The 19896-nt window shown below is 72.5% G+C and carries 21 protein-coding genes; 15 read left to right on the top strand and 6 right to left on the bottom strand.

Going from position 1 to position 19896, the window contains the following annotated elements; genetic code table 11:
• Positions 1-57: 57 nt before the first annotated feature.
• The 3 genes from V7S47_RS06160 to V7S47_RS06150 all read left to right on the top strand — a co-directional run bounded on the left by V7S47_RS06160 (position 58) and on the right by V7S47_RS06150 (position 3291).
• A complete protein-coding gene (locus tag V7S47_RS06160) occupies positions 58-831 on the top strand; it encodes an isoprenyl transferase (protein WP_442945330.1) in 774 nt (257 codons plus the stop codon).
• Positions 832-1117: 286 nt separating this feature from the next.
• Positions 1118-2452 carry a PhoH family protein gene (locus tag V7S47_RS06155; RefSeq protein WP_336560740.1) on the top strand — a complete coding sequence of 445 codons (1335 nt, stop codon included), beginning with the start codon at positions 1118-1120 and terminating at the stop codon, positions 2450-2452.
• A 164-nt stretch (positions 2453-2616) separates the two neighbouring features.
• Complete coding sequence (locus tag V7S47_RS06150; RefSeq protein ID WP_336560739.1) at positions 2617-3291, top strand: lytic transglycosylase domain-containing protein; 675 nt, start codon at positions 2617-2619, stop codon at positions 3289-3291.
• Between the two features lie 42 nt (positions 3292-3333).
• Here the strand turns inward: V7S47_RS06150 and V7S47_RS06145 are convergent, their stop codons facing one another.
• Positions 3334-4803: a SulP family inorganic anion transporter gene (locus V7S47_RS06145; protein ID WP_336560738.1), complete on the bottom strand. Its 1470-nt coding sequence runs from the start codon at positions 4801-4803 to the stop codon at positions 3334-3336.
• Positions 4804-4921: 118 nt separating this feature from the next.
• Here V7S47_RS06145 and V7S47_RS06140 point away from each other — a divergent pair, with 118 nt between their 5' ends.
• Positions 4922-5398 carry an HIT family protein gene (locus tag V7S47_RS06140; protein WP_336560737.1) on the top strand — a complete coding sequence of 159 codons (477 nt, stop codon included), beginning with the start codon at positions 4922-4924 and terminating at the stop codon, positions 5396-5398.
• Between the two features lie 6 nt (positions 5399-5404).
• Here V7S47_RS06140 and V7S47_RS06135 read toward each other — a convergent pair whose 3' ends face one another.
• Positions 5405-6796: a class II fumarate hydratase gene (locus V7S47_RS06135; protein ID WP_336560736.1), complete on the bottom strand. Its 1392-nt coding sequence runs from the start codon at positions 6794-6796 to the stop codon at positions 5405-5407.
• Complete coding sequence (locus tag V7S47_RS06130; protein ID WP_336560735.1) at positions 6793-7476, bottom strand: hypothetical protein; 684 nt, start codon at positions 7474-7476, stop codon at positions 6793-6795. Before V7S47_RS06130 ends, V7S47_RS06135 begins: the two co-directional genes overlap by 4 nt.
• A gap of 127 nt (positions 7477-7603) precedes the next feature.
• Here V7S47_RS06130 and V7S47_RS06125 point away from each other — a divergent pair, with 127 nt between their 5' ends.
• From V7S47_RS06125 to V7S47_RS06115, 3 genes are read left to right on the top strand one after another with little or no spacing between them, the layout of a single operon-like run.
• Positions 7604-8224 carry a hypothetical protein gene (locus tag V7S47_RS06125; protein WP_336560734.1) on the top strand — a complete coding sequence of 207 codons (621 nt, stop codon included), beginning with the start codon at positions 7604-7606 and terminating at the stop codon, positions 8222-8224.
• Complete coding sequence (locus V7S47_RS06120; RefSeq protein ID WP_336560733.1) at positions 8221-8622, top strand: phage holin family protein; 402 nt, start codon at positions 8221-8223, stop codon at positions 8620-8622. The genes V7S47_RS06125 and V7S47_RS06120 overlap by 4 nt, the downstream gene beginning before the upstream one ends.
• The gene (locus tag V7S47_RS06115; RefSeq protein WP_336560732.1) at positions 8598-9179 is read left to right on the top strand and encodes a DUF3618 domain-containing protein; all 582 of its coding nucleotides are present in this window, start codon (positions 8598-8600) and stop codon (positions 9177-9179) included. The genes V7S47_RS06120 and V7S47_RS06115 overlap by 25 nt, the downstream gene beginning before the upstream one ends.
• A gap of 26 nt (positions 9180-9205) precedes the next feature.
• On the opposite strand, the gene V7S47_RS06110 is transcribed toward V7S47_RS06115, so the two are convergent.
• On the bottom strand, positions 9206-9538 hold the full coding sequence (locus tag V7S47_RS06110) for a TFIIB-type zinc ribbon-containing protein (protein WP_336560731.1): 333 nt from the start codon (positions 9536-9538) through the stop codon (positions 9206-9208).
• Positions 9539-9607: 69 nt separating this feature from the next.
• Here V7S47_RS06110 and V7S47_RS06105 point away from each other — a divergent pair, with 69 nt between their 5' ends.
• Together V7S47_RS06105 and V7S47_RS06100 are read left to right on the top strand one after the other, a co-directional pair.
• Positions 9608-9814 carry a hypothetical protein gene (locus V7S47_RS06105; protein ID WP_336560730.1) on the top strand — a complete coding sequence of 69 codons (207 nt, stop codon included), beginning with the start codon at positions 9608-9610 and terminating at the stop codon, positions 9812-9814.
• Between the two features lie 93 nt (positions 9815-9907).
• Complete coding sequence (locus V7S47_RS06100; protein WP_336560729.1) at positions 9908-10381, top strand: DoxX family protein; 474 nt, start codon at positions 9908-9910, stop codon at positions 10379-10381.
• A 64-nt stretch (positions 10382-10445) separates the two neighbouring features.
• Here the strand turns inward: V7S47_RS06100 and V7S47_RS06095 are convergent, their stop codons facing one another.
• A complete protein-coding gene (locus tag V7S47_RS06095; RefSeq protein WP_336560728.1) occupies positions 10446-12149 on the bottom strand; it encodes a fumarate hydratase in 1704 nt (567 codons plus the stop codon).
• A 138-nt stretch (positions 12150-12287) separates the two neighbouring features.
• On the opposite strand from V7S47_RS06095, the gene V7S47_RS06090 reads away from it, so the two are divergent.
• The 6 genes from V7S47_RS06090 (at position 12288) to V7S47_RS06065 (ending at position 19354) form a co-directional block, all read left to right on the top strand.
• Positions 12288-13412 (top strand): ABC transporter substrate-binding protein, encoded by a 1125-nt coding sequence (locus V7S47_RS06090; RefSeq protein WP_090858132.1) that lies wholly within the window; start codon positions 12288-12290, stop codon positions 13410-13412.
• Positions 13413-13644: 232 nt separating this feature from the next.
• Positions 13645-14415, top strand: a complete 771-nt coding sequence (locus V7S47_RS06085; RefSeq protein WP_336560727.1) for an ABC transporter permease — start codon at positions 13645-13647, stop codon at positions 14413-14415.
• Positions 14412-15194 (top strand): ABC transporter permease, encoded by a 783-nt coding sequence (locus V7S47_RS06080; RefSeq protein ID WP_336560726.1) that lies wholly within the window; start codon positions 14412-14414, stop codon positions 15192-15194. Before V7S47_RS06085 ends, V7S47_RS06080 begins: the two co-directional genes overlap by 4 nt.
• Before the next feature lie 2 nt (positions 15195-15196).
• Complete coding sequence (locus V7S47_RS06075; RefSeq protein ID WP_336560725.1) at positions 15197-16255, top strand: ABC transporter ATP-binding protein; 1059 nt, start codon at positions 15197-15199, stop codon at positions 16253-16255.
• Positions 16256-16277: 22 nt separating this feature from the next.
• Positions 16278-18716 (top strand): tetratricopeptide repeat protein, encoded by a 2439-nt coding sequence (locus V7S47_RS06070; RefSeq protein ID WP_336560724.1) that lies wholly within the window; start codon positions 16278-16280, stop codon positions 18714-18716.
• Positions 18713-19354, top strand: a complete 642-nt coding sequence (locus V7S47_RS06065; RefSeq protein ID WP_336560723.1) for a DUF1707 SHOCT-like domain-containing protein — start codon at positions 18713-18715, stop codon at positions 19352-19354. The genes V7S47_RS06070 and V7S47_RS06065 overlap by 4 nt, the downstream gene beginning before the upstream one ends.
• Before the next feature lie 13 nt (positions 19355-19367).
• Here the strand turns inward: V7S47_RS06065 and V7S47_RS06060 are convergent, their stop codons facing one another.
• A complete protein-coding gene (locus tag V7S47_RS06060) occupies positions 19368-19895 on the bottom strand; it encodes a hypothetical protein (protein WP_336560722.1) in 528 nt (175 codons plus the stop codon).
• Between the last annotated feature and the right edge of the window lies 1 nt (position 19896).

The raw sequence follows: 19896 nt of genomic DNA, 5'->3' as shown, positions 1-19896 counted from the left end.
AGGTTGGCGAACCGCCGAACGAGGTGAAGCACACCTTTGCGCCGCTACCCTGGGACGGTGGCGGACTGGAAGCGCGGGCTCAGGCGGGTCGTCTATCCCGCCTACGAGGCCCGGATGCTGCGCAAGATGCCTGCCGACCTGCCCCAGCACATCGGCGTGATGCTCGACGGCAACCGCCGCTGGGCCAAGGCCGTCGGCCGCGACACCGCCCACGGCCACCGCGCCGGAGCCGCCAACATCGAGCCGCTCCTCGGCTGGTGCGACGAGGTCGGGATCCAGGTGGTCACCCTGTGGCTGCTGTCCACCGACAACCTCAACCGCCCCGAGGCCGAGCTGGCCCCGCTGCTCGAGATCATCGAGGAGGCGGTCGACTCGCTGGCCGACCAGCGGCGCTGGCGGCTGCACCCCGTGGGCGCGCTCGACCTGCTGCCCGCCACCACCGCCGAGCGGCTCAAGGCCGCCGAGGAGGCGACCCGCGACGTCGACGGCATGCTCGTCAACATCGCCGTCGGGTACGGCGGCCGCCGCGAGATCGCCGACGCCGTCCGCTCGCTGCTTCACGAGCACGCCGCGAAGGGCACCTCGCTGGAGGAGCTCGCCGGCATCCTCGACGTCGAGCACATCGCCGACCACCTCTACACCAAGGGCCAGCCCGATCCCGACCTGGTGATCCGCACCTCGGGCGAGCAGCGCCTCGGCGGCTTCCTGCTCTGGCAGTCCGCCAAGTCGGAGTTCTACTTCTGCGAGGCCTACTGGCCCGACTTCCGGCGCGTCGACTTCCTGCGCGCCATCCGCGCCTACGCCCTGCGCGAGCGTCGCTTCGGCTCCTGACCGGAACCGCCGCGACCCCGCGTTACGGACGTGTGACGTTCACTTCTGGTTTCGGGCGTGTCGCCGAAAACCGAGCACCGGGCGGCGTACGTTCCGAGCAACGGTGAGTGGGGAAGCTCGCCGTACCGGGAGGCCCGATCGTGAGCATTCACGACTGCACCGCACGACGGCTGGTACGCCGTGCGTTCGGAGGCGGGCACTCCCGTCTTCGGGTGTGTCCCCGGTCCGTCAGCAGCAACTAGGACCGGGACGACGAGTGCGCGTGCCGGCCCGTGAGGGGTGAACCGTGCCGTCGAAGGCCGAGAAGAACCAGCGTTCCGCTCCCGCCGCCCGCACCTACGTGCTCGACACCAGCGTGCTGCTCGCCGATCCCGGCGCGCTCAAGCGCTTCGCCGAGCACGAGGTGGTGCTGCCCGTCGTCGTGATCACCGAGCTCGAGGGGAAGCGTCACCACCCCGAGCTCGGCTACTTCGCGCGCAGCGCCCTGCGGATGCTCGACGAGCTGCGGATCACCCACGGCCGTCTCGACGAGCCGGTGCCGGTCGGCGAGGAGGGCGGGTCGCTCCGGGTCGAGCTCAATCACACCGACCCCCAGGCCCTCCCGTCGGGATTCCGGCTGGGCGACAACGACACCCGCATCCTCGCGGTCGCCAAGAACCTCGCCGACGAGGGCCACGCCGTCACGGTGGTCTCCAAGGACCTGCCGATGCGCATCAAGGCCTCGGCGGTCGGCCTGGACGCCGAGGAGTACCGCGGCGAGGCGATCAGCGAGTCCGACACCGGCTACTCCGGCATGGCCGAGATCGAGGTCCCGGCCTCCGACCTCGACGAGCTGTACGACGACGGCGTGCTCGACCTCGCCGAGGCCCGCGAGCTGCCCTGCCACCAGGGCCTGGTGCTGCTCTCCGACCGTGGCACCGCCCTCGGGCGGGTCGGTCCGGACAAGCAGGTGCACCTGGTGCGCGGCGACCGCGAGGCGTTCGGCCTGCACGGCCGGTCGGCCGAGCAGCGGATCGCCCTGGAGATGCTGCTCGACCCCGAGGTCGGCATCGTCTCGCTCGGCGGCCGGGCCGGCACCGGCAAGTCCGCCCTGGCCCTCTGTGCCGGCCTGGAGGCGGTCATGGAGCGCCGCCAGCACAAGAAGGTCGTCGTCTTCCGTCCGCTCTTCGCCGTCGGCGGCCAGGAGCTCGGGTACCTGCCCGGGTCGGAGTCCGAGAAGATGTCGCCCTGGGGCCAGGCGGTCTTCGACACCCTCGGGGCGATGACGTCGCGCGACGTGATCGACGAGATCCTCGACCGCGGGATGCTGGAGGTGCTGCCGCTGACCCACATCCGCGGCCGGTCCCTGCACGATGCGTTCGTGATCGTCGACGAGGCGCAGTCGCTGGAGCGCAACGTGCTGCTCACGGTGCTCTCGCGGATCGGGGCGAACTCCAAGGTGGTGCTCACCCACGACGTCGCCCAGCGCGACAACCTCCGGGTGGGTCGCCACGACGGCGTGGTCGCGGTCATCGACAAGCTGAAGGGGCACCCGCTGTTCGCCCACGTCACGCTGACCCGCTCCGAGCGGTCGCCGATCGCCGCGCTGGTGACCGAGATGCTGGAGAACGTCACCCTCTGAGGATGTGGCCGGAGTGCCCCACGGGTCTGCTGTGACTCGTGGGGCACTCGGGTCGTTACAGCAGCCTCAAGAAGTCCTCAACAACCGGACGTTCGGTTTGCGACCCTCCTGCCTGTCGGGCAGGGTGGTCGGGACCCACGACCCCTACCCGTGAGCCATCCCCTGTGTCGAAGCACGTCAAGCACGTCCCCACGCACCGCGGTGCCCCGAAGCGACCCGTCTCCGCCGACGCTCCCAAGAAGGCGATCCGGACGACCCTGGTGATGTCCTCCGTGGCCGTCGCCGCGACCGGCGCGACCATCTCCGGCGGACTGCTGGGCTCCGCGCCCGACACCGTGAGCGCCGCGGCCGCCGACCTGGGCGCGACCCGGGACGACCAGGCTGCCGACACCGGCGCCACCGAGGCCACCGAGGCCGCCGAGGCGCCGGCGCGCACCCCGGTCGTCTCGCGCTCCGACCGCCGTGAGGCCTCCGACCCGGTGAAGGTCGCCGCGCTGTCGCAGGCCGAGGGTGGGGCGATGACCGTGACCGAGTCCCTCTCCGACAACGACCCGCGCGACATCGCCCGGGCCCTGCTGGGCGAGTACGGCTTCTCGTCCGACCAGTTCGGCTGCCTCGACTCGCTGTGGACCAAGGAGAGCGGCTGGAACATCCACGCCGACAACCCGTCGTCCTCGGCCTACGGCATCCCGCAGGCGCTCACCGCCACCCACGACCTCGGCGCCGACTACATGACCAACCCGGTCACCCAGATCGAGTGGGGCCTCGGCTACATCCGCGACCGCTACGGCTCGCCGTGCAGCGCCTGGGGTCACAGCCAGAGCACTGGCTGGTACTAGCGAAGGCGACCCGCGTGACGAGACCCGATCTTGGCTTGCGGGCTACGACAAGGTCCCGCTCAGCCGGCCGTGCATGGCCGCGCTGGGAGCGTTAAGCCCAACGATCTCCAGGGTGACCCCGCGGGCGGCGTACTTGGTCTCGACCGCGTCCAGCGCGGCGACGGTCGAGGCGTCCCAGACGTGCGAGGCGGTGAGGTCGACCACGACCCGCGGCGGGTCCTCGGCGTACGAGAACTGCGTGTAGAGATCGTTGCTGGAGGCGAAGAACAGTTCGCCGGTGACCCGGTACGTCGCGGTGCCGCCGTCCGGTGACAGCTCGCGGGTGACCTCGGCCAGGTGGGCGACGCGGCGGGCGAAGAGCATCATCGCGACCAGCACGCCGGCGACGACGCCGATGGCGAGGTTCTCGGTGGCGACCACGACGGCCACCGTCACGAGCATCACGGCGGTCTCGCTGCGCGGCATCCGCCGCAGGGTCGCGGGCCGGATGCTGTGCCAGTCGAAGGTGGTGACCGCGACGACCGTCATCACGCAGGCCAGCGCCACCATCGGGATCCGGCCCACCGTCTCGCCCAGGCCGACGACGAGGACGAGCAGCCACACGCCGGTCATGAGCGCCGAGACACGCGAGCGGGCGCCGGCCTCCTTCACGTTGACCATCGTCTGGCCGATCATCGCGCAGCCGCCCATGCCGCCGAAGAGCCCGGTGACCAGGTTCGCGCCGCCCTGGCCGAGCGCCTCGCGGGTCTTGCTCGACCGGGTGTCGGTGAGGTCGTCGACCAGCTTGGCGGTCATCAGCGACTCCATCAGCCCGACCAGGGCCACCGCCAGGGCGTACGGCGCGATCACCCGCAGCGTCTCGCCCGTCATCGGCACGTCAGGCCAGACCAGGCCGGGCAGGCTGGTCGGCAGCTCGCCCTCCCCGGAGAGCAGGGGTACGTCGAGGCCGCCGACCGCGACCAGCACCCCCAGCAGCAGCACCGCGACGAGCGGCGCCGGCACCACCCGAGTGACCCGGGGGAGCAGCACCAGGACCACGACCGCCAGCACCGCGAGCGCGTAGACGGGGCCGCCGTGCCCGACCAGGTGGGGGACCTGCGCGGCGAGGATGAGGAGGCAGAGGGCGTTGACGAAGCCCACCATCACCGAGCGCGGGATGAACCGCATCAGCCGACCCAGCCCGGCCAGGCCCAGCACCAGCTGCATCGCCCCGGCGAGGAGCACGGTGGCGATGAGGTACTCCATGCCGTGCGAGGCGACCAACGGAGCGATCACCAGCGCCGTGGCGCCGGCCGCGCCGGAGACCATCGCGGGCCGGCCGCCGAGCACCGCCGCGGTCACGGCCATGGTGAAGCTGGTGAACAGCCCCACCCGCGGGTCGACCCCGGCCAGCACCGAGAACGACAGCGCCTCCGGGATCATCGCCAGCGCCACCACCAGCCCCGCGACCACCTCGGTGCGCAGCAGACGGGGCGAGCGGAGGACGGTCAGGACGGTGGGGCTGGCGGACACCGGAGAAGGCTAGGAGCACCCGCCCCGTTCCCGTGAAACGCCGACCCGTCACTGAATGCCCTGTTTCTGCGGCGTGTCGGCCAGCGATCGACGGGTCGGTGAGGGCTGGATGGACGGCGTGCCCTCCGACTTCCGTGCCGACCGGGTGGGCTCGGCCCTCGCCGGCACCAATCCGACCGTGCTGCGCCGGATGAGGGCCGGGTTCGCCGTCATCGGCGACAACCAGCACCTGCCGGGCTACTGCGTGCTGGTCGGCGACACCCCGGGTGTCGACCAGCTGACCGACCTGTCACCGGCACGACAGCTGGTCTTCCTGGAGGACATGGCGCTCCTCGGTCGCGCCGTCTCCGCCGTGTGCATGCGCCGCGACCCCGACGGGTTCCGCCGCATCAACCTGGAGATCCAGGGCAACACCGACGCGTTCCTGCATGCCCACGTCACCCCTCGCTACCACTGGGAGCCGCCCGAGGTCGTCGGCTGGCCGGCCGCCCGGTGGCACTGGGAGGGCCGGGTCCCGCCCGCGCCGTACGACGACCCCGCGTACGACGGCCTGCGCCGCGAGCTCGGTGAGGAGCTGGACCGACTCGACGGCTGACGCCGCTCAGGGGTGGGTCATCGACTCCACGTCGAGCGCCTCGTCGAGCTGCTCCTCGGTGAGCTCGCCGCGGTCGACGTACCCGAGGGCCAGGACGGTCTCACGGATCGTCGCGCCGTCGGCCAGGGCCTTCTTGGCGACCTTGGCGGCGGCCTCGTAGCCGATGTGCTTGTTGAGCGGCGTGACCACCGAGGGGGAGGACTCGGCGTACTGCCGCATCCGCTCGGGGTTGGCGGTGATGCCGTCGACGCAGCGCTCGGCGAGGACCCGCGAGGCGGCGGCCAGGAGGCGGGTCGACTCGAGGACGTTGCGAGCGATGACGGGCATGGCCACGTTCAGCTCGAAGCTGCCGCTCGCGCCGGCCGCGGTGACCGCGGCGTCGTTGCCGACGACCTGGAAGCAGACCATCAGCGTCGCCTCCGGGAGCACCGGGTTGACCTTGCCGGGCATGATGCTCGACCCGGGCTGCAGGTCGGGCAGGTGGATCTCGGAGAGACCGGTGGTCGGTCCGGACGACATCCAGCGCAGGTCGTTGCAGACCTTGGTGAGGCCGACGGCGTAGGTCCTCAGGACCCCGCTGAGCTCGACCAGCGAGTCGCGGGTGCCCTGGGCCTCGAAGTGGTTGCGGGCCTCGGTGAACTCCTGCCCGGTCAGCTCCCCGAGTACGGCGATCGCGCGCTCCGCGAAGCCGGCCGGGGTGTTGATGCCGGTGCCGACGGCGGTGCCGCCGAGGGGCAGCTCGCGGACCCGGGGGAGCACCGAGGCCAGTCGCTCGGCGGCGTAGCGGACGGTCGCGGCGTACCCCGAGAACTCCTGGCCGAGCATGACCGGGGTGGCGTCCATCAGGTGCGTCCGGCCGGACTTCACCAGGCCCGCGAACTCCTCGGCCTTGGCCTCGAGCGAGGTCGCGAGGACGTCGAGCGCCGGCAGCAGGTCGTCGACGACGGCCAGGGTCGCCGCGACGTGGATCGCGGTCGGGAAGGTGTCGTTGCTGGACTGGCTGGCGTTGACATGGTCGTTGGGGTGCACCTCGGTGCCGGCGCGGGCGGCCAGGCTGGCGATGACCTCGTTGGCGTTCATGTTGGAGCTGGTGCCCGAGCCGGTCTGGAAGACGTCGATGGGGAACTCCGCGTCGTGCGTCCCGGCGGCCACCTCGGCGGCGGCGTCGCGGATCGCGTACGCCTGCTCCCGCGGCAGCACGCCCAGCTCGAAGTTGGCCCAGGCGGCGGCCTGCTTGACCGTGCCGAGCGCCTGGACGAGACGGGGCTCGATCGGGGTGCCGCTGATCGGGAAGTTCTCCACCGCCCGCTGGGTCTGGGCCCGCCACAGGGCGTCGGCCGGGACGAGGACCTCGCCCATGGAGTCGTGCTCGGTGCGGAACTGCTGGTCGTCGCTCACTCCTGCGACGGTACCCGCGCGACGTAGAGCCAGTAGTGCTCGTCGCGGTCCTGCAGCCGGACCTCCAGGGGCCTCGCCTCGGCGCTGCCGAAGACGCCGGCCAGCGTGGTCTCGAGGTCCGGGGCGACGTCGGCCGACCACACGACCAGCGCACCGCCGGGCCGCAGCGCCGCGCGCGCCGTCTCGAGGAAACGGGTCTGGTAGAGCCGGGCGTTGGTGTCGTGGACCAGGTAGCCGGGACCGTTGTCGACGTCCAGCAGCACGAGGTCGTACGACGCCGGCCGCGCCTCGGCCATCGCGACCGCGACGTCGGCGACCACGATCGCCGCGCGCTCGTCGGCCAGCAGGGCCGGGCCGTGCGGCACGGTGCCGTCGCGCATCCAGCCGACCAGCGCCTCCTCGATCTCCACGACCGCGCACCGCTCGACCCGGCTGTCGGCGAGCACCTCGTGCAGGGTGAAGCCCAGGCCGAGTCCGCCGACGACGACCGCCCGCGGGTCCGCGACCAGGTCGAGCGCGGCCGTGGCGAGGGCCCGCTCGGTGCTCGTCTCGAGCGTGTCCATCACGAAGACGCCATTGGCGCGCAACTCGAGCACCACCGGCGCACCCTCGTCGCGGCGCTCGCGCAGGACCAGCTCTCCGCGCTCGGACTCGGCGCGCGCGACCTCGACGTACTCCATGGGGCACAGCCTGCCAAGCCGGTGCCCCCATCGGTGCCCCGCCCTACGCCCCGCAAGGGTGAGGGCACGCGGGGTGTGGTCCGGATACCGGACCAGCGAGACATCCGACGACACCTGAAGGAACCCGATGACGACCGACCAGAGCGCCACAGAGCGTGCGCAGGACACGGCAGGCACGGCCGCGGACGAGGGCAAGCACGTCGCCGGAACCGCGAAGGACGAGGCGCAGAAGGTCGCGTCCGAGGCCATGACCCAGGCCCGGGGCGTGCTCGACGACGCCCTCGGTCAGGTGACGGAGCAGTCCGCGGTGCAGAAGGACCGGCTCGCCGGCACCCTGCGCAGCCTCGGCGACGATCTCGGCTCGATGGCCGACGGCAGCGCACCCGGCCTGGCGGGCGACCTCGCCCGGCAGGCCTCCGACCGGGTGCAGAGCCTCGGCTCCCACCTGGAGGGCCGCGAGCCGGCCGAGCTGCTTGACGACGTACGACGCTTCGCGCGGGAGCGACCCGGGACCTTCCTCGTCGGCGCCCTCGTCGCCGGCGTGGTCGTCGGCCGGCTGGCCCGCGGGACGGCGGACGGGATCAGCGCCGCAGAGGCCGCGCCGAGCTCGGCCCCGCCCGTGCCGGTCCAGCCCGTGGTCCCGTCCGCGCCGACCATGACGACGCCGGCCGTGCCGGTCGACCCGCCGATGGCCGCGCCCGTCGCCGGCTACGGCGAGCGCGGCGTCCTCGACGAGGACCCGCGATGACCGAGCCCGGGCGCCGGGTCGATGAGCGGTCGCTCGGTGAGATCGTCGGCGACGTCGCCACCGACCTCTCCACGCTGATCAAGCAGGAGATGGACCTCGCCAAGGTCGAGCTGAAGGAGGAGGTCGGGAAGGCCGGCAAGGGCGCCGGCCTGCTCGGCGGTGCCGGCGTGGCCGCCGTGATGGTGCTCCTCTTCCTCTCGCTGACCGTGATGTTCGCCATCGACGAGGGGCTGCCCCGCTGGGCGGCCGCCCTCATCGTCACCGCAGCGTGGGGTCTTGCCGCGGCGCTCCTCGCCGTGACCGGCCGGACCGCGCTGAAGAAGAGCAACCCGCAGCTGCCAAAGACGCAGCAGACACTCAAGGAGGACGCAGCATGGGCGCGAGCACAGAAGAGCTGAGCACGGAGATCGCCGGGACCCGCGACCGGATGGCGTCGGATCTCGACGCCCTGCAGGACCGGGTGAGCCCGAGCGCGATCATGGACCGCCGCAAGGAGGCCGCTCGGAGCAGGGTCTCCGGGCTGCGCGACAAGGTGATGGGCACCGCGTCCGACGTCCGCGCCGGTGCCGCGTCCGGCACGTCCGGAGCCACGTCCGGGGTGCAGGACGCCGCGCACGGGATGGCAGATCGCGCCCAGGGTCAGTTCCAGGGGAGCCCGGTCGTGGCCGGCCTCGTCGCGTTCGGTGCGGGCATCGTCATCGCCGGGCTGTTCCCCGCCTCGGCGAAGGAGGCTCAGGTCGCCTCGACCCTGGTCGACGCCGCCGAGGAACAGGGCGGCCCCCTGGTCGACCAGGCGAAGTCGGTCGGCCAGGACCTCGGCCAGGACCTGAAGGAGCGCGTCACCGGCGCGGCCCAGGAGGTCAAGGACGTGGCGGTCGACTCGGCCGCGCGGGTCAAGGACGAGGGTCAGACCGCGGCCGACAACGTCCGCTCGGAGGCTCAGCCGAACAGCTGAGCCCGGTCGGAGTGAGGAGGGCCGGCTCAGTCGAAGATCTCGCTGAGCCAGCTCTCCTTGCGCTTCTTCTTGTAGGAGCCCTGGTCGTAGCGGCGGTCGTCGTAGCGCCGGTCGTCACGGTCCCGGCGGTCGTCACGTCGGTCGTCACGTCGGTCGTCGCGGTCGTAGCGCTCGTACGACGGCGCGGGGGCCGGCGGCGGCACCGGCGCGGCCGCGGCGGGCTGGCCCAGCGAGCGGTCGATGATCTTGTCGAGCTCACCCCGGTCCAGCCAGACGCCCCGGCAGGTGGGGCAGTAGTCGATCTCGATCCCGCTGCGCTCGCTCATCACCAGCGTGGTCTCGTCGGTCGGGCACTTCATCGGGTCCTCCTGGGGGTTACCCCTGTCCAACGTCCGCGTCGTGCAGGAGGTTCCGGGTACCGGGCGGACATGAACCAGCACCAGGACGACGCGCAGGAATCCGCCGGCCAGGTCTCCGAGGTCGGCGCGATGGACCCGGCCGACGCCGACACCGAGATCTCCGACGACCAGGGCGTCGCGGGCAACCCCGATGCCGACAACGCGCTCGAGGACGGCGAGGACGCCGGCCCCAACGGCAAGCCCGCCGGCAACAAGGAGTCGAACCGCAGCTACTGACACACGTTCGTCACCGCGCTCTCACCGTTCTCTCATGCTTGCTGCCTACCGTGGTCGGTGAACGATCAACTACCTCCTCGGAAAGGCAGCATCGTGAAGTCACTCCTCGGGAACCACGCACCCGCGTCCGCCCAGGACGCCGTCCTCCTCCTCGCCCGGGTCCTGCTCGGCGTCGTGCTGATCAGCCACGGCTGGCAGAAGGTCGTCACCAACGGCTTCGGCGGCACGGCCGACGGCTTCGACATGATGGGCATCCCCGCGCCGTACGCCGCCGCCGTGTTCGCCGGCCTGGTCGAGCTGGTCGGTGGGGCGCTGCTCCTGGTCGGCCTGCTCACCCAGGTCGTCGGCGTCCTGGTCGCGGCGAACATGGCCGGCGCCTTCTGGTTCGCCCACCGCGGCACGGAGGTGATGGCCAGCGAGGGCGGCTGGGAGCTGGTCGCCGTGATCGGTCTCGCCGGCCTGGTCCTCGCCGCCGTCGGCCCCGGCCGGCTCTCGCTCGACCACGCCCTCTCCGGACGCCAGCAGGTCGGCGAGCCGGTCCTCAGCAAGGAGACCGTCCGGGTCTGACCGCCTCCCGGACGTCATGCGGATCGAGCCCTTAAAGGCTCGGTCCGCATGACGTTGCGGTGGGCTACTGGGCGGAGCGGACGCGGAGGCCCGTCACGGGGACCGTGACGGTGCCGGACGGGTCGGTGAAGAAGTCGTTGCCCTGGTGGTCGACGACGATGAAGGCCGGGAAGTCCTCGACCTCGATCTTCCAGACCGCCTCCATGCCGAGCTCGGCGTACTCGATGACCTCCTGGCTGCGGATGCAGTCCTGGGCCAGCCGGGCCGCGGGGCCGCCGATCGAGCCGAGGTAGAAGCCGCCGTGGGCGTGGCAGGCCTCGGTGACGGCCTTCGAGCGGTTGCCCTTGGCCAGCATCACCATCGAGCCGCCCGCGGCCTGGAACTGCTCGACGTAGGAGTCCATGCGACCCGCGGTGGTGGGGCCGAACGAGCCCGAGGCCATCCCCTCCGGCGTCTTGGCCGGGCCGGCGTAGTAGACCGGGTGGTCCTTCAGGTACTGCGGCATCTCCTCGCCCGCGTCGAGGCGCTCCTTGATCTTGGCGTGCGCGATGTCGCGCGCGACGACCAGCGGGCCGGTCAGCGAGAGCCGGGTCTTCACCGGGTGCTTGCGCAGCTCGGCGAGGATCTCGCTCATCGGCTGGTTGAGGTCGATCTGGACGACCTCGCCGCCCGCGATGTCCTCGGCGACGCCGGCGTCGGGCATGTACTGCGCGGGGTCGGTCTCCAGCTGCTCGAGGAAGACGCCCTCGGGAGTGATCTTGCCGAGCGCCTGGCGGTCGGCCGAGCAGGAGACCGCGATCGCGACCGGGCAGGACGCGCCGTGCCGGGGGAGCCGGACCACGCGGACGTCGTGGCAGAAGTACTTGCCGCCGAACTGGGCGCCGATGCCGAACGACTGGGTCAGCTTGAAGACCTCCTCCTCCAGCTCGAGGTCGCGGAAGCCGTGGGCGGACATCGAGCCCTCGGTGGGGAGGTTGTCGAGGTAGTGCGCCGAGGCGTACTTGGCGGTCTTCAGCGCGAACTCCGCGCTGGTGCCGCCGATCACCACCGCCAGGTGGTACGGCGGGCAGGCGGCCGTGCCGAGGGAGCGGATCTTCTCGTCCAGGAACTCCAGCATCCGGGTCGGGTTGAGGACCGCCTTGGTCTCCTGGAACAGGAACGACTTGTTGGCCGACCCGCCGCCCTTGGCCATGAAGAGGAACTTGTACTCCTGCCGAGGAATCCCATCTGGCCCGCTGGTCTGCGGGGTGGAGTAGAGCTCGATCTGCGCGGGCAGGTTGGTGCCGGTGTTCTTCTCGTCGTACGTCGTGAGCGGCGCCAACTGGGAGTAGCGCAGGTTGAGCCTCGTGTAGGCGTCGTACACGCCGCGGGAGATCGCCTCGCCGTCGTCGACGCCGGTCAGCACGCCCTCGGACTTCTTGCCCATCACGATCGCGGTGCCGGTGTCCTGGCACATCGGCAGCACGCCGCCCGCGGAGATGTTGACGTTCTTCAGCAGGTCGAGCGCCACGAACCGGTCGTTCCCTGAGGCCTCGGGGTCGTCGATGATCTTCCGCAGCTGGGCCAGGTGCGCCGGGCGCAGGTAGTGGGAGATGTCGTGCATCGCCTCCGACGTCAGCCGCTGGATCGCCTCGGGGGAGACCCGCAGGAACGTCTGGCCGTCGGCCTCGAAGGTCGAGACACCCTCGGTCGTGATCAGCCGGTACGGCGTCTCGTCGGTGCCGAGGGGCAGGAGGTCGGAGTAACGGAACTCTGGTTCGGTCGCCACGAGCCGCCAGCGTACGCCGAGCCGTGGTCGTTCATCGCAGGACCTCCGAAAGGCCACCTAGGAGTACCGTCCGAGCCATGCCCACCCCTCAGGGTGAGCGCCGGCGCAATCCCATGCGCCCTTGAATCAGGAGAACACGTGAAGGTACGCACCTCGTTCATCTCGGTCCTGGCGGTCGCGTCGCTCATCTCGCTCGCGGCCTGCGCTCCTCCCGAGGACGACAAGGACTCGGGGTCCGGCAGCTCCGCCGACGCCGCCGAGGCCACGTCGGCCGCCGACCTCGGGGGCCTGGAGGGTCTCGTCGACGCCGCCGAGGAGGAGGGTGAGCTCAACGTCATCGCCCTGCCCCCGGACTGGGCCAACTACGGCGCGATCATCGACGCCTTCGAGGCCAAGTACGACATCACGGTCAACTCGGCGCAGCCCGACGCGGCGAGCCAGGACGAGATCAACGCGGCGAACCAGCTCGCCGGCACCGACCGCGCACCCGACGTGTTCGACCTCGGTCAGTCGGTGGCGCTCGCGAACACCGACATGTTCGCGCCGTACCAGGTGGAGACGTTCGACGACATCCCGGCCGAGTTCAAGGACCCGGACGGCACCTGGGTCAACGACTACGGCGGCTTCATGTCGGTCGGATACGACTCCGCCAAGGTGCCGGACGTGACGTCGCTCGACGACCTGCTCGGCTCGGAGTTCAAGGGCAAGGTCGCGCTCAACGGCGACCCGACCCAGGCCGGTGCCGCGTTCAGCGGCGTCGTGATGGCCTCGGTGGCCAACGGCGGCTCGGCGGACGACATCGCTCCGGGCGTCGACTACTTCGCCGAGCTGAAGAAGGCCGGCAGCTTCCTGCCGGTCGACCCGACGGCCGCGACCATCGAGTCGGGCCAGACCCCGGTCGTCATCGACTGGGACTACCTCAACGCCGCCGAGTCGGCCAAGCTCGACAGCTGGAAGGTCTTCGTCCCCGAGGACGCCCCGATCGCGGGCTACTACTTCCAGGCCATCAACGCCGATGCCCCGCACCCCGCAGCGGCTCGGCTCTGGCAGGAGTTCCTCTACAGCGACGAGGGCCAGAACCTCTGGCTCGCCGGCGGTGCCCGCCCGGTGCGCGCCGACGCGATGGTCGAGGCCGGCACCATCGACCAGGAGCTGTACGACGCCCTGCCGGAGGTCACCGGCACGCCGGTGGTCCCGACCAACGAGCAGACCGAGACCATGGCGGCGTACCTCGCCGAGAACTGGGCGAAGGCCATCTCCTAAGTGACCACGACCGCTCCGCTGCCGGCCCCGGAGACGGGGCCGGCAGCCGACCGGAGGCGCGGGGGCCCGGGGCGGGCGGGGGCCCCCCCACGCCCCCCCCCCCCCCCCGGGCCGCCCCCGGGCCCGGGGCCCGCCCCCCGACCGGAGGCGCGGGACCCGGCTGCGGCCGGGTCCCGTCCTCGGACTGCTCCCGTTCCTCGTCTTCATCGGCGTCTTCCTGCTGGTCCCGACCGTGACCGTCATCATCGGCGCCTTCCAGGGTGACGACGGCGGATTCTCCCTCGACCGCGTGCGCGCCCTCACCGAGGAGACGCCGATGCGCGCGCTCCGCGAGAGCCTGCTGCTGTCGCTCTCGTCGGCCGCCGTCGGCTCGGTCCTCGGGGCGCTGCTGGCCTACCTGGTGGTGACCGCCCCGCCCACGAGCGTGATGCGACGCGCGGTCACCGCGGTCTGCGGGGTCCTCGCCCAGTTCGGCGGCGTCACCCTGGCCTTCGCCTGGATGGCGACGCTCGGCTTCGGGGGGCTGCTGACCAACCTGCTCGCCGACGTGCTCGGCCGGGACGACGCCGGGTCGGCGTGGCTCTACGAGCTGCCGGGCCTGGTCCTCGTCTACACCTACTTCCAGATCCCGTTGATGGTGATCGTCTTCCTGCCGGCGCTGGAGGGCCTGCGCCCGCAGTGGCGCGAGGCGGCGGTCAACCTCGGGGCGAGCACCCGGCAGTACTGGTTCCAGGTGGCCCTGCCGCTGCTGCGGCCGGCCTTCCTGGGCTCGGCGCTGCTGCTGTTCGCCAACGCGTTCGCGGCGTACGCCACCGCGGCTGCGCTGGTCAGCCAGGGTGCGCCGATCACCCCGCTGCTCATCCGCTCCGCCCTCACCAGCGAGATCGTCCTCGGGCAGGCCAACTTCGGCTACGCGCTGGCCCTCGAGATGGTGGTGGTCGTCGCGATCGTGATGGCGCTGTACGCCTGGCTCCTGAAGCGGACGTCGAGGTGGCTCTCATGACCGGCTCGACGACGTGGCGGGTGCTCCGCTGGGTGCTGCTGCTGGCCTTCGGCCTGTTCTTCCTGCTGCCGCTGGCCGCCCTCCTCGACTTCAGCACGAAGGTCCCCGGGACCGGCGAGCGCACCGGGGAGGCGTGGCGGACCCTGCTGGACGACCCCACCCTGACCGAGGCCATCACCACGTCGGTGCTGCTGGCGCTGCTCACCGTCGTCGGGATGGTGGTGCTGCTGGTGCCGACGATGATCTGGGTCCGGCTCCGGGTGCCGCGGGCCTCCCGGCTCGTCGAGTTCCTGTGCCTGCTCCCGCTGACCATCCCGGCCCTGGTGATCGTGGTCGGGATCAAGAACGTCTACGCCTGGGTGCACTACCTCATGGGGGACTCCGCCCTGACGCTCACCTTCGTGTACGTCGTGCTGGTGCTGCCCTACGCCTACCGCTCCCTCGACGCTGCCCTGTCGTCGATCGACGCGGTGACCCTCGCGGAGGCGGCCCGCTCGCTCGGCGCGAGCTGGTTGACCGTGATCGTCCGGGTGATCACCCCCAACATCTGGACGGGGGTGCTCGGTGCCGCCTTCATCTCGGTCGCGTTGGTGCTCGGCGAGTACACCGTCGCCTCCCTGCAGAACTACGAGACCCTGCCCGTGGTGATCGTTCTGCTCGGCAAGAGCGACGCTCCCCAGTCGATGGCCCTCTCCCTGGCCTCGATCCTGTTCGCCGCTGTCCTGCTGGTGCTCCTGTCGTTCCTCGACCGGCGCCGGCGTACCCCCGGAGGGAAGTGACCATGACCGACGAGAACCCGAACGCCGGCCTGGCGGTGTCGATGAGCGGTCTGCGCCGTTCGTACGGCGACGTGCACGCGCTCGACGGCCTGGACCTCCGGCTCGCGCCGGGCGAGCTGGTCGCGCTGCTCGGTCCCTCCGGCTGCGGCAAGACCACCGCGCTGCGGATCCTGGCCGGGCTGGAGCGGCAGGACGCCGGCACCATCACCGTCGGCGGCCGCGACATCAGCGGCGTCCCCGCGAACAAGCGCGACATGGGCATGGTCTTCCAGGCCTACAGCCTCTTCCCGCACCTCACGGTCCTCGACAACGTGGCCTTCGGGCTCAAGCTGCGGGGCCGCTCGCGCAAGGAGCGGCACGCCCGCGCGACGGCGATGCTCGAGCTGGTCGGCCTGGCCCAGCACCGCGGCCGCTACGCCAACCAGCTCTCCGGCGGCCAGCAGCAGCGGGTCGCCCTGGCCCGGGCCCTGGCCGTGGAGCCGGCGGTGCTGCTCCTCGACGAGCCGCTCTCGGCGCTCGACGCCAAGGTGCGCGTGCAGCTGCGCGACGAGATCCGCCGGATCCAGCTCGACGTCGGCACCACGACCCTGTTCGTGACCCACGACCAGGAGGAGGCGCTGGCCGTCGCCGACCGGGTCGGCGTGATGAACGCCGGTCGTCTCGACCAGATCGCCACGCCGGCCGAGCTCTACAGCGCGCCGGCGACGCCGTTCGTCGGTGAGTTCGTCGGCCTCAGCAACCGGATCCCCGCCCGGGTCTCCGGCGGCGTGGCCGACGTCCTCGGCACCTCCGTCCCCACGTTGCCGGGCTCGGCGGCCGGGTCCGGGGTCGCGCTGGTCCGTCCCGAGTCCGTGTCGCTTGTCGCCGACGACGCCGGTACGGCGACCGTGCTGTCAGTGGCCTTCCTGGGCGGGCTGTCCCGGGTGACGGCGGCCCTCGGGGACGGCACCCTCGTGGTCGCCCAACTCGGCAACGCCGAGGCGCAGGCCCTCGCCTCGGGCACGCGGGTCCGGATCGTCGTCGACCCGATCCCGGTGCTGGTGGTCGCGACCGACGGCTGAGAGGCCTGACTAGGATCGCGGGGTGAGCAGGGGCGACCGGGCACCTCGCCCGGTCGGGGCGACGACGCTCGACGACCTCACCCGCGCTCTGGCCGAGCTGCGGGCCTGGGCGGGCGGCCCGTCGTACGCCGCCCTCGCGACGCGGGTCGGCGATCTGCGGAGCGGGCGCGGGCTCCGCACCGGCCGGCCGGGCAAGGTGACGGTCTACGACTGCTTCCGGCCGGGGCGGCGACGTCTCGACGGCGAGCTCTACCTCGATCTGGTCACCGTGCTCGGGGTGCCCGCCGGCGACCTGGCGCACTGGCGGGCGGCCTTCCGCGACGTGCACGGGGCGGGCGCAGCTCCGGAGCGGCCGCCGCTGGTCCGGCCGCGCCGGGAGCTGGTCGGCCGCGACGAGGTGCTGCGCACGGTGGTGGCGCACCCGCCCGGCGGCGTCACCTCGGTCGTCGGCCTCGCCGGCATCGGCAAGACCGAGGTCGCGCTCCACGTGGCCCGGGTCTGGCAGGACCGGCTCGGCCCGGGCTGCCGGACGGTCGGCCTGGACGCGCGCGGCTACGACCCCGAGCGCCCTCCGCTCGACCCGTCGGCCGTGCTGGGTGGCCTGCTCGTCGGCCTCGGCGTCGTCCCGCAGCGGTACGACGGCCTGGATCTCGCGGGCCGTCGCGAGCTGCTGTGGCGCGAGCTGTCCGCGACGCCGGCCGTGGTGCTGCTCGACAACGTCCGCGACGCGACGCCGGTCGCCGCGCTGCTCCCCATCCCGCCGCGGGCCCGCGTCCTGGTGACCGGGCGGCGGGCGCTGACCGGCCTGCCCCGCGGCACGGAGCACCGCGAGGTGGTCCTCACCGAGCTCTCGGAGCCCGCTGCGCTGGACCTGCTCGCCCGGACCGGCGGTCGCGACGTCCGGGTCGAGGACCGGGCGGCCGCGGAGCGGATCGTCCGGGCCTGCGGCCGGATGGCGCTCGACCTCACCGTCGCCGGGGCGCTGGTCGCCGCCCAGCCGGAGTGGACCCTGGACGACCACGCCGCCCGGCTCGAGGCGCTCCCGCGCGACGAGCGGCTCCGCCCGGCGCTGCGGATGGGCCACGACCTGCTTCCCGTGGACGTCGCCGCGACCCTCCGGGCCCTGGCCCTGCACCCCGGGCCCGAGCTCACGGAGTGGGTCGTCGCGGCGCTGGCGGGGGTGGCCGAGGACGTGGCCGCGGACCACCTCGAGCAGCTGGTCGCCGAGCAACTGCTCCGCCAGGACGGACGGGGGCGCTACCTCCTGCACGACCTGGTCCGGGCCTTCGCGACCCACCTCGGGCTCATCGTGGACCCGCGGTCGGCCCGGCAGGCCGCGCGTGAGCGGCTGCTCGACACCGTGGTCGAGCGGACCCGTGAGCACGCACCGGCAGGAGACCCGGACGTCGGCTGGCTCACTGACGAGCAGTCGTCGTTGCTCGCCGTCGCGGACGCGGCCCCCGGGTGGGGCCGTCCTCGGGCGACCGCCGAGGTCGCGTTGCTGCTGGCCGACCACCTGGAGGTGACCGGCCAGTGGGCGACCTGCGACGCGCTCTGCACGCACGCCCTGGACGCGGGCGTCGACGACCGCGGCGTACGGCGCCTGCGCGCCCGCAGCCTGGAGATGCGCGGCCGGCTCGACGAGGCGTTGGCCGAGCTGGAGCGGGCCCACGACGCCGAGGACCCCGCCGACACCGAGGCGGCCCGCGTGGTGAACGGCATCGGCAACATCCACAAGCACCGCGGTCGCTACCGCGACGCCGTCCGTGCCTACGCCCGCTCGGTGCGCCTCGCGGCCGCGCGCGGGCAGGACCAGGCCCGCGGTCGGGCGCTCGGCAACCTCGCCGACACCCTGCGCCTCCTCGGTCACCCCCGGATCGGTGCGGAGGTCTACGACGCGTGCGAGGAGTACGCCGCCCGCGCGGGCGACGACCTCGCGCTGGCCATCGTGCGCAGCAACCGGCCGCTGCTCGCGGAGGCGCTGGGTGACCCGGTCGGGGCGGTCCGGCTCGGCGTCGAGGCCGTGACCGAGCTGGAGGCGGGCGGATTCGCCACCCTGGCGGCGATCAGCCGGGGCTGGCTGGCCCGGCACCTCGAGCAGGTCGGCGACCTCGAGGCGTGCGCGACCGACCTGGCGCACGCCGAGACCGCCCTGGCCCGGCACGAGCTGGGCGAGGCGCTGGCCCTGCTCGACGTCACCCGCGGACGGCTGCTGGCCCGTCAGGGCGACCCGGCGGCGGGCGTCCGCGTCCTGGAGGGGGCGCTGGCCCGGTCCCGTGAGCACGGTTGGGGCTCGCCCGAGGTCGAGGCGACGCTCGCCCTGGGCGACCTCGCCGCCGCGGGGGAGGACCCCGCGACGGCCGTTCGCTGGTACGACGAGGCCGAGGCGCTCGCCGAGCGGCAGAGCCGCCGCCCCGAGCGGGACCGGGCCCGGTCCGCCCGCACTACCCTGGTGCCGTGATCGAGCCGCACCAGCAGCGCATCTCCGACGACGATCGGCACCGCACGGCCGAGTTCCTGCGCCAGGCCGCCGGCGAGGGCCGGATCGACCTGGAGGAGCTCGACGAGCGGCTGGAGGCGGCGTACGCCGCGAAGGTGTACGGCGACCTGGTGCCGCTGGTCGTCGACCTGCCCGGCGCGGAGGGCCCGCTGCCGACCGGTCTGGTGCCGGCCCCGCGGCCCGGCCAGCTGCCGGCGCCGACCGGGGCACCGCGCTACGGCACGAGCATCGCGGTGATGAGCGGGACGGACCGCAAGGGGGTCTGGGAGGTCCCGCCGAACCACACGGCGTTCACGATAATGGGCGGGGTCGACATCGACCTGCGCGAGGCCGTCTTCACGACGCCGGAGGTCGTCATCACCGCCAACGCCGTCATGGGGGCCGTCGACGTCATCGTCAACGCCTGGACCCGGGTCACGGTCGAGGGGGTCGGGATCATGGGCACCTTCGAGGAGGGCCGGGCCAAGGTCGATCCCGAGATCGGCCCGGCCTCCCCGCATGTGCGGGTCCGCGGCGTCGCACTGATGGGCGCGGTCACCGTCGTGCGCAAGCCGATGCCCGGCGAGAAGCGCAAGCGCCTCCGCCGGGCCTCCGACTGAGCCGTCCCGAGGATCAGGCCGGCCAGCGCTCCGCGCAGGCCGTGATGAAGTCCTGCCCGTTCGGCAGCACCCGATAGTCGAAGAACGACCCGTCCGTGAAGGTGAACCGGACGACGACCGCGCCGCCCTGGGCCCTCTTGCCCGTGTCGACGACCGAGCGCACCTGCTCGCCGGTGATCCGCAGCACGAAGGTCGGCGGGTCCTGCTGGCCGTTGAGGCCGAAGTCCCACAGCGAGAGCCCTCGAGTGCTGAGGGCGGCGTACCGGAGCTCGCCCTCGCGCGGGAGCGCCGCCGCGATGCTGTCGGCGTCGCCCCCGACGTGCTTCTTGCCCGACACCGCGTTGGTCGCGGCGTCGACGGCCTTCATCGCGATCTGGGTGCCGTTCAGCAGGCGGACACCGCCGCCCCGCTCGTACGCCGCCGGCAGCACGCCGGCCGTAGCGACGAACGCGTCCTCAGGGCCGAGTTGCCCGGCGAGGACGGCGGCGTGGTCGATGCCCATCGAGGCGAGCTTGGCGGTCAGCTTGTCGAACAGACCCATC

The sequence above is a fragment of the Nocardioides sp. CCNWLW216 genome (genome assembly GCF_037120545.1).
GTDB lineage: Bacteria > Actinomycetota > Actinomycetes > Propionibacteriales > Nocardioidaceae > Nocardioides > Nocardioides lianchengensis.
The sequence above is the reverse complement of the archived record's forward strand: the minus strand, read 5'-3'. Positions and strand labels throughout refer to the sequence as shown.

Excerpts from the sequence above, each read along its gene's own strand:
- V7S47_RS06130 (WP_336560735.1), bottom strand. The coding sequence starts at position 7,476 with ATGGAGTACGTCGAGGTCGCGCGCGCCGAGTCCGAGCGCGGAGAGCTG.
- V7S47_RS06075 (WP_336560725.1), top strand. The coding sequence starts at position 15,197 with ATGACCGACGAGAACCCGAACGCCGGCCTGGCGGTGTCGATGAGCGGT.
- V7S47_RS06115 (WP_336560732.1), top strand. The coding sequence starts at position 8,598 with ATGGGCGCGAGCACAGAAGAGCTGAGCACGGAGATCGCCGGGACCCGC.
- V7S47_RS06125 (WP_336560734.1), top strand. The coding sequence starts at position 7,604 with ATGACGACCGACCAGAGCGCCACAGAGCGTGCGCAGGACACGGCAGGC.
- V7S47_RS06105 (WP_336560730.1), top strand. The coding sequence starts at position 9,608 with ATGAACCAGCACCAGGACGACGCGCAGGAATCCGCCGGCCAGGTCTCC.
- V7S47_RS06120 (WP_336560733.1), top strand. The coding sequence starts at position 8,221 with ATGACCGAGCCCGGGCGCCGGGTCGATGAGCGGTCGCTCGGTGAGATC.
- V7S47_RS06110 (WP_336560731.1), bottom strand. The coding sequence starts at position 9,538 with ATGAAGTGCCCGACCGACGAGACCACGCTGGTGATGAGCGAGCGCAGC.
- V7S47_RS06060 (WP_336560722.1), bottom strand. The coding sequence starts at position 19,895 with ATGGGTCTGTTCGACAAGCTGACCGCCAAGCTCGCCTCGATGGGCATC.
- V7S47_RS06080 (WP_336560726.1), top strand. The coding sequence starts at position 14,412 with ATGACCGGCTCGACGACGTGGCGGGTGCTCCGCTGGGTGCTGCTGCTG.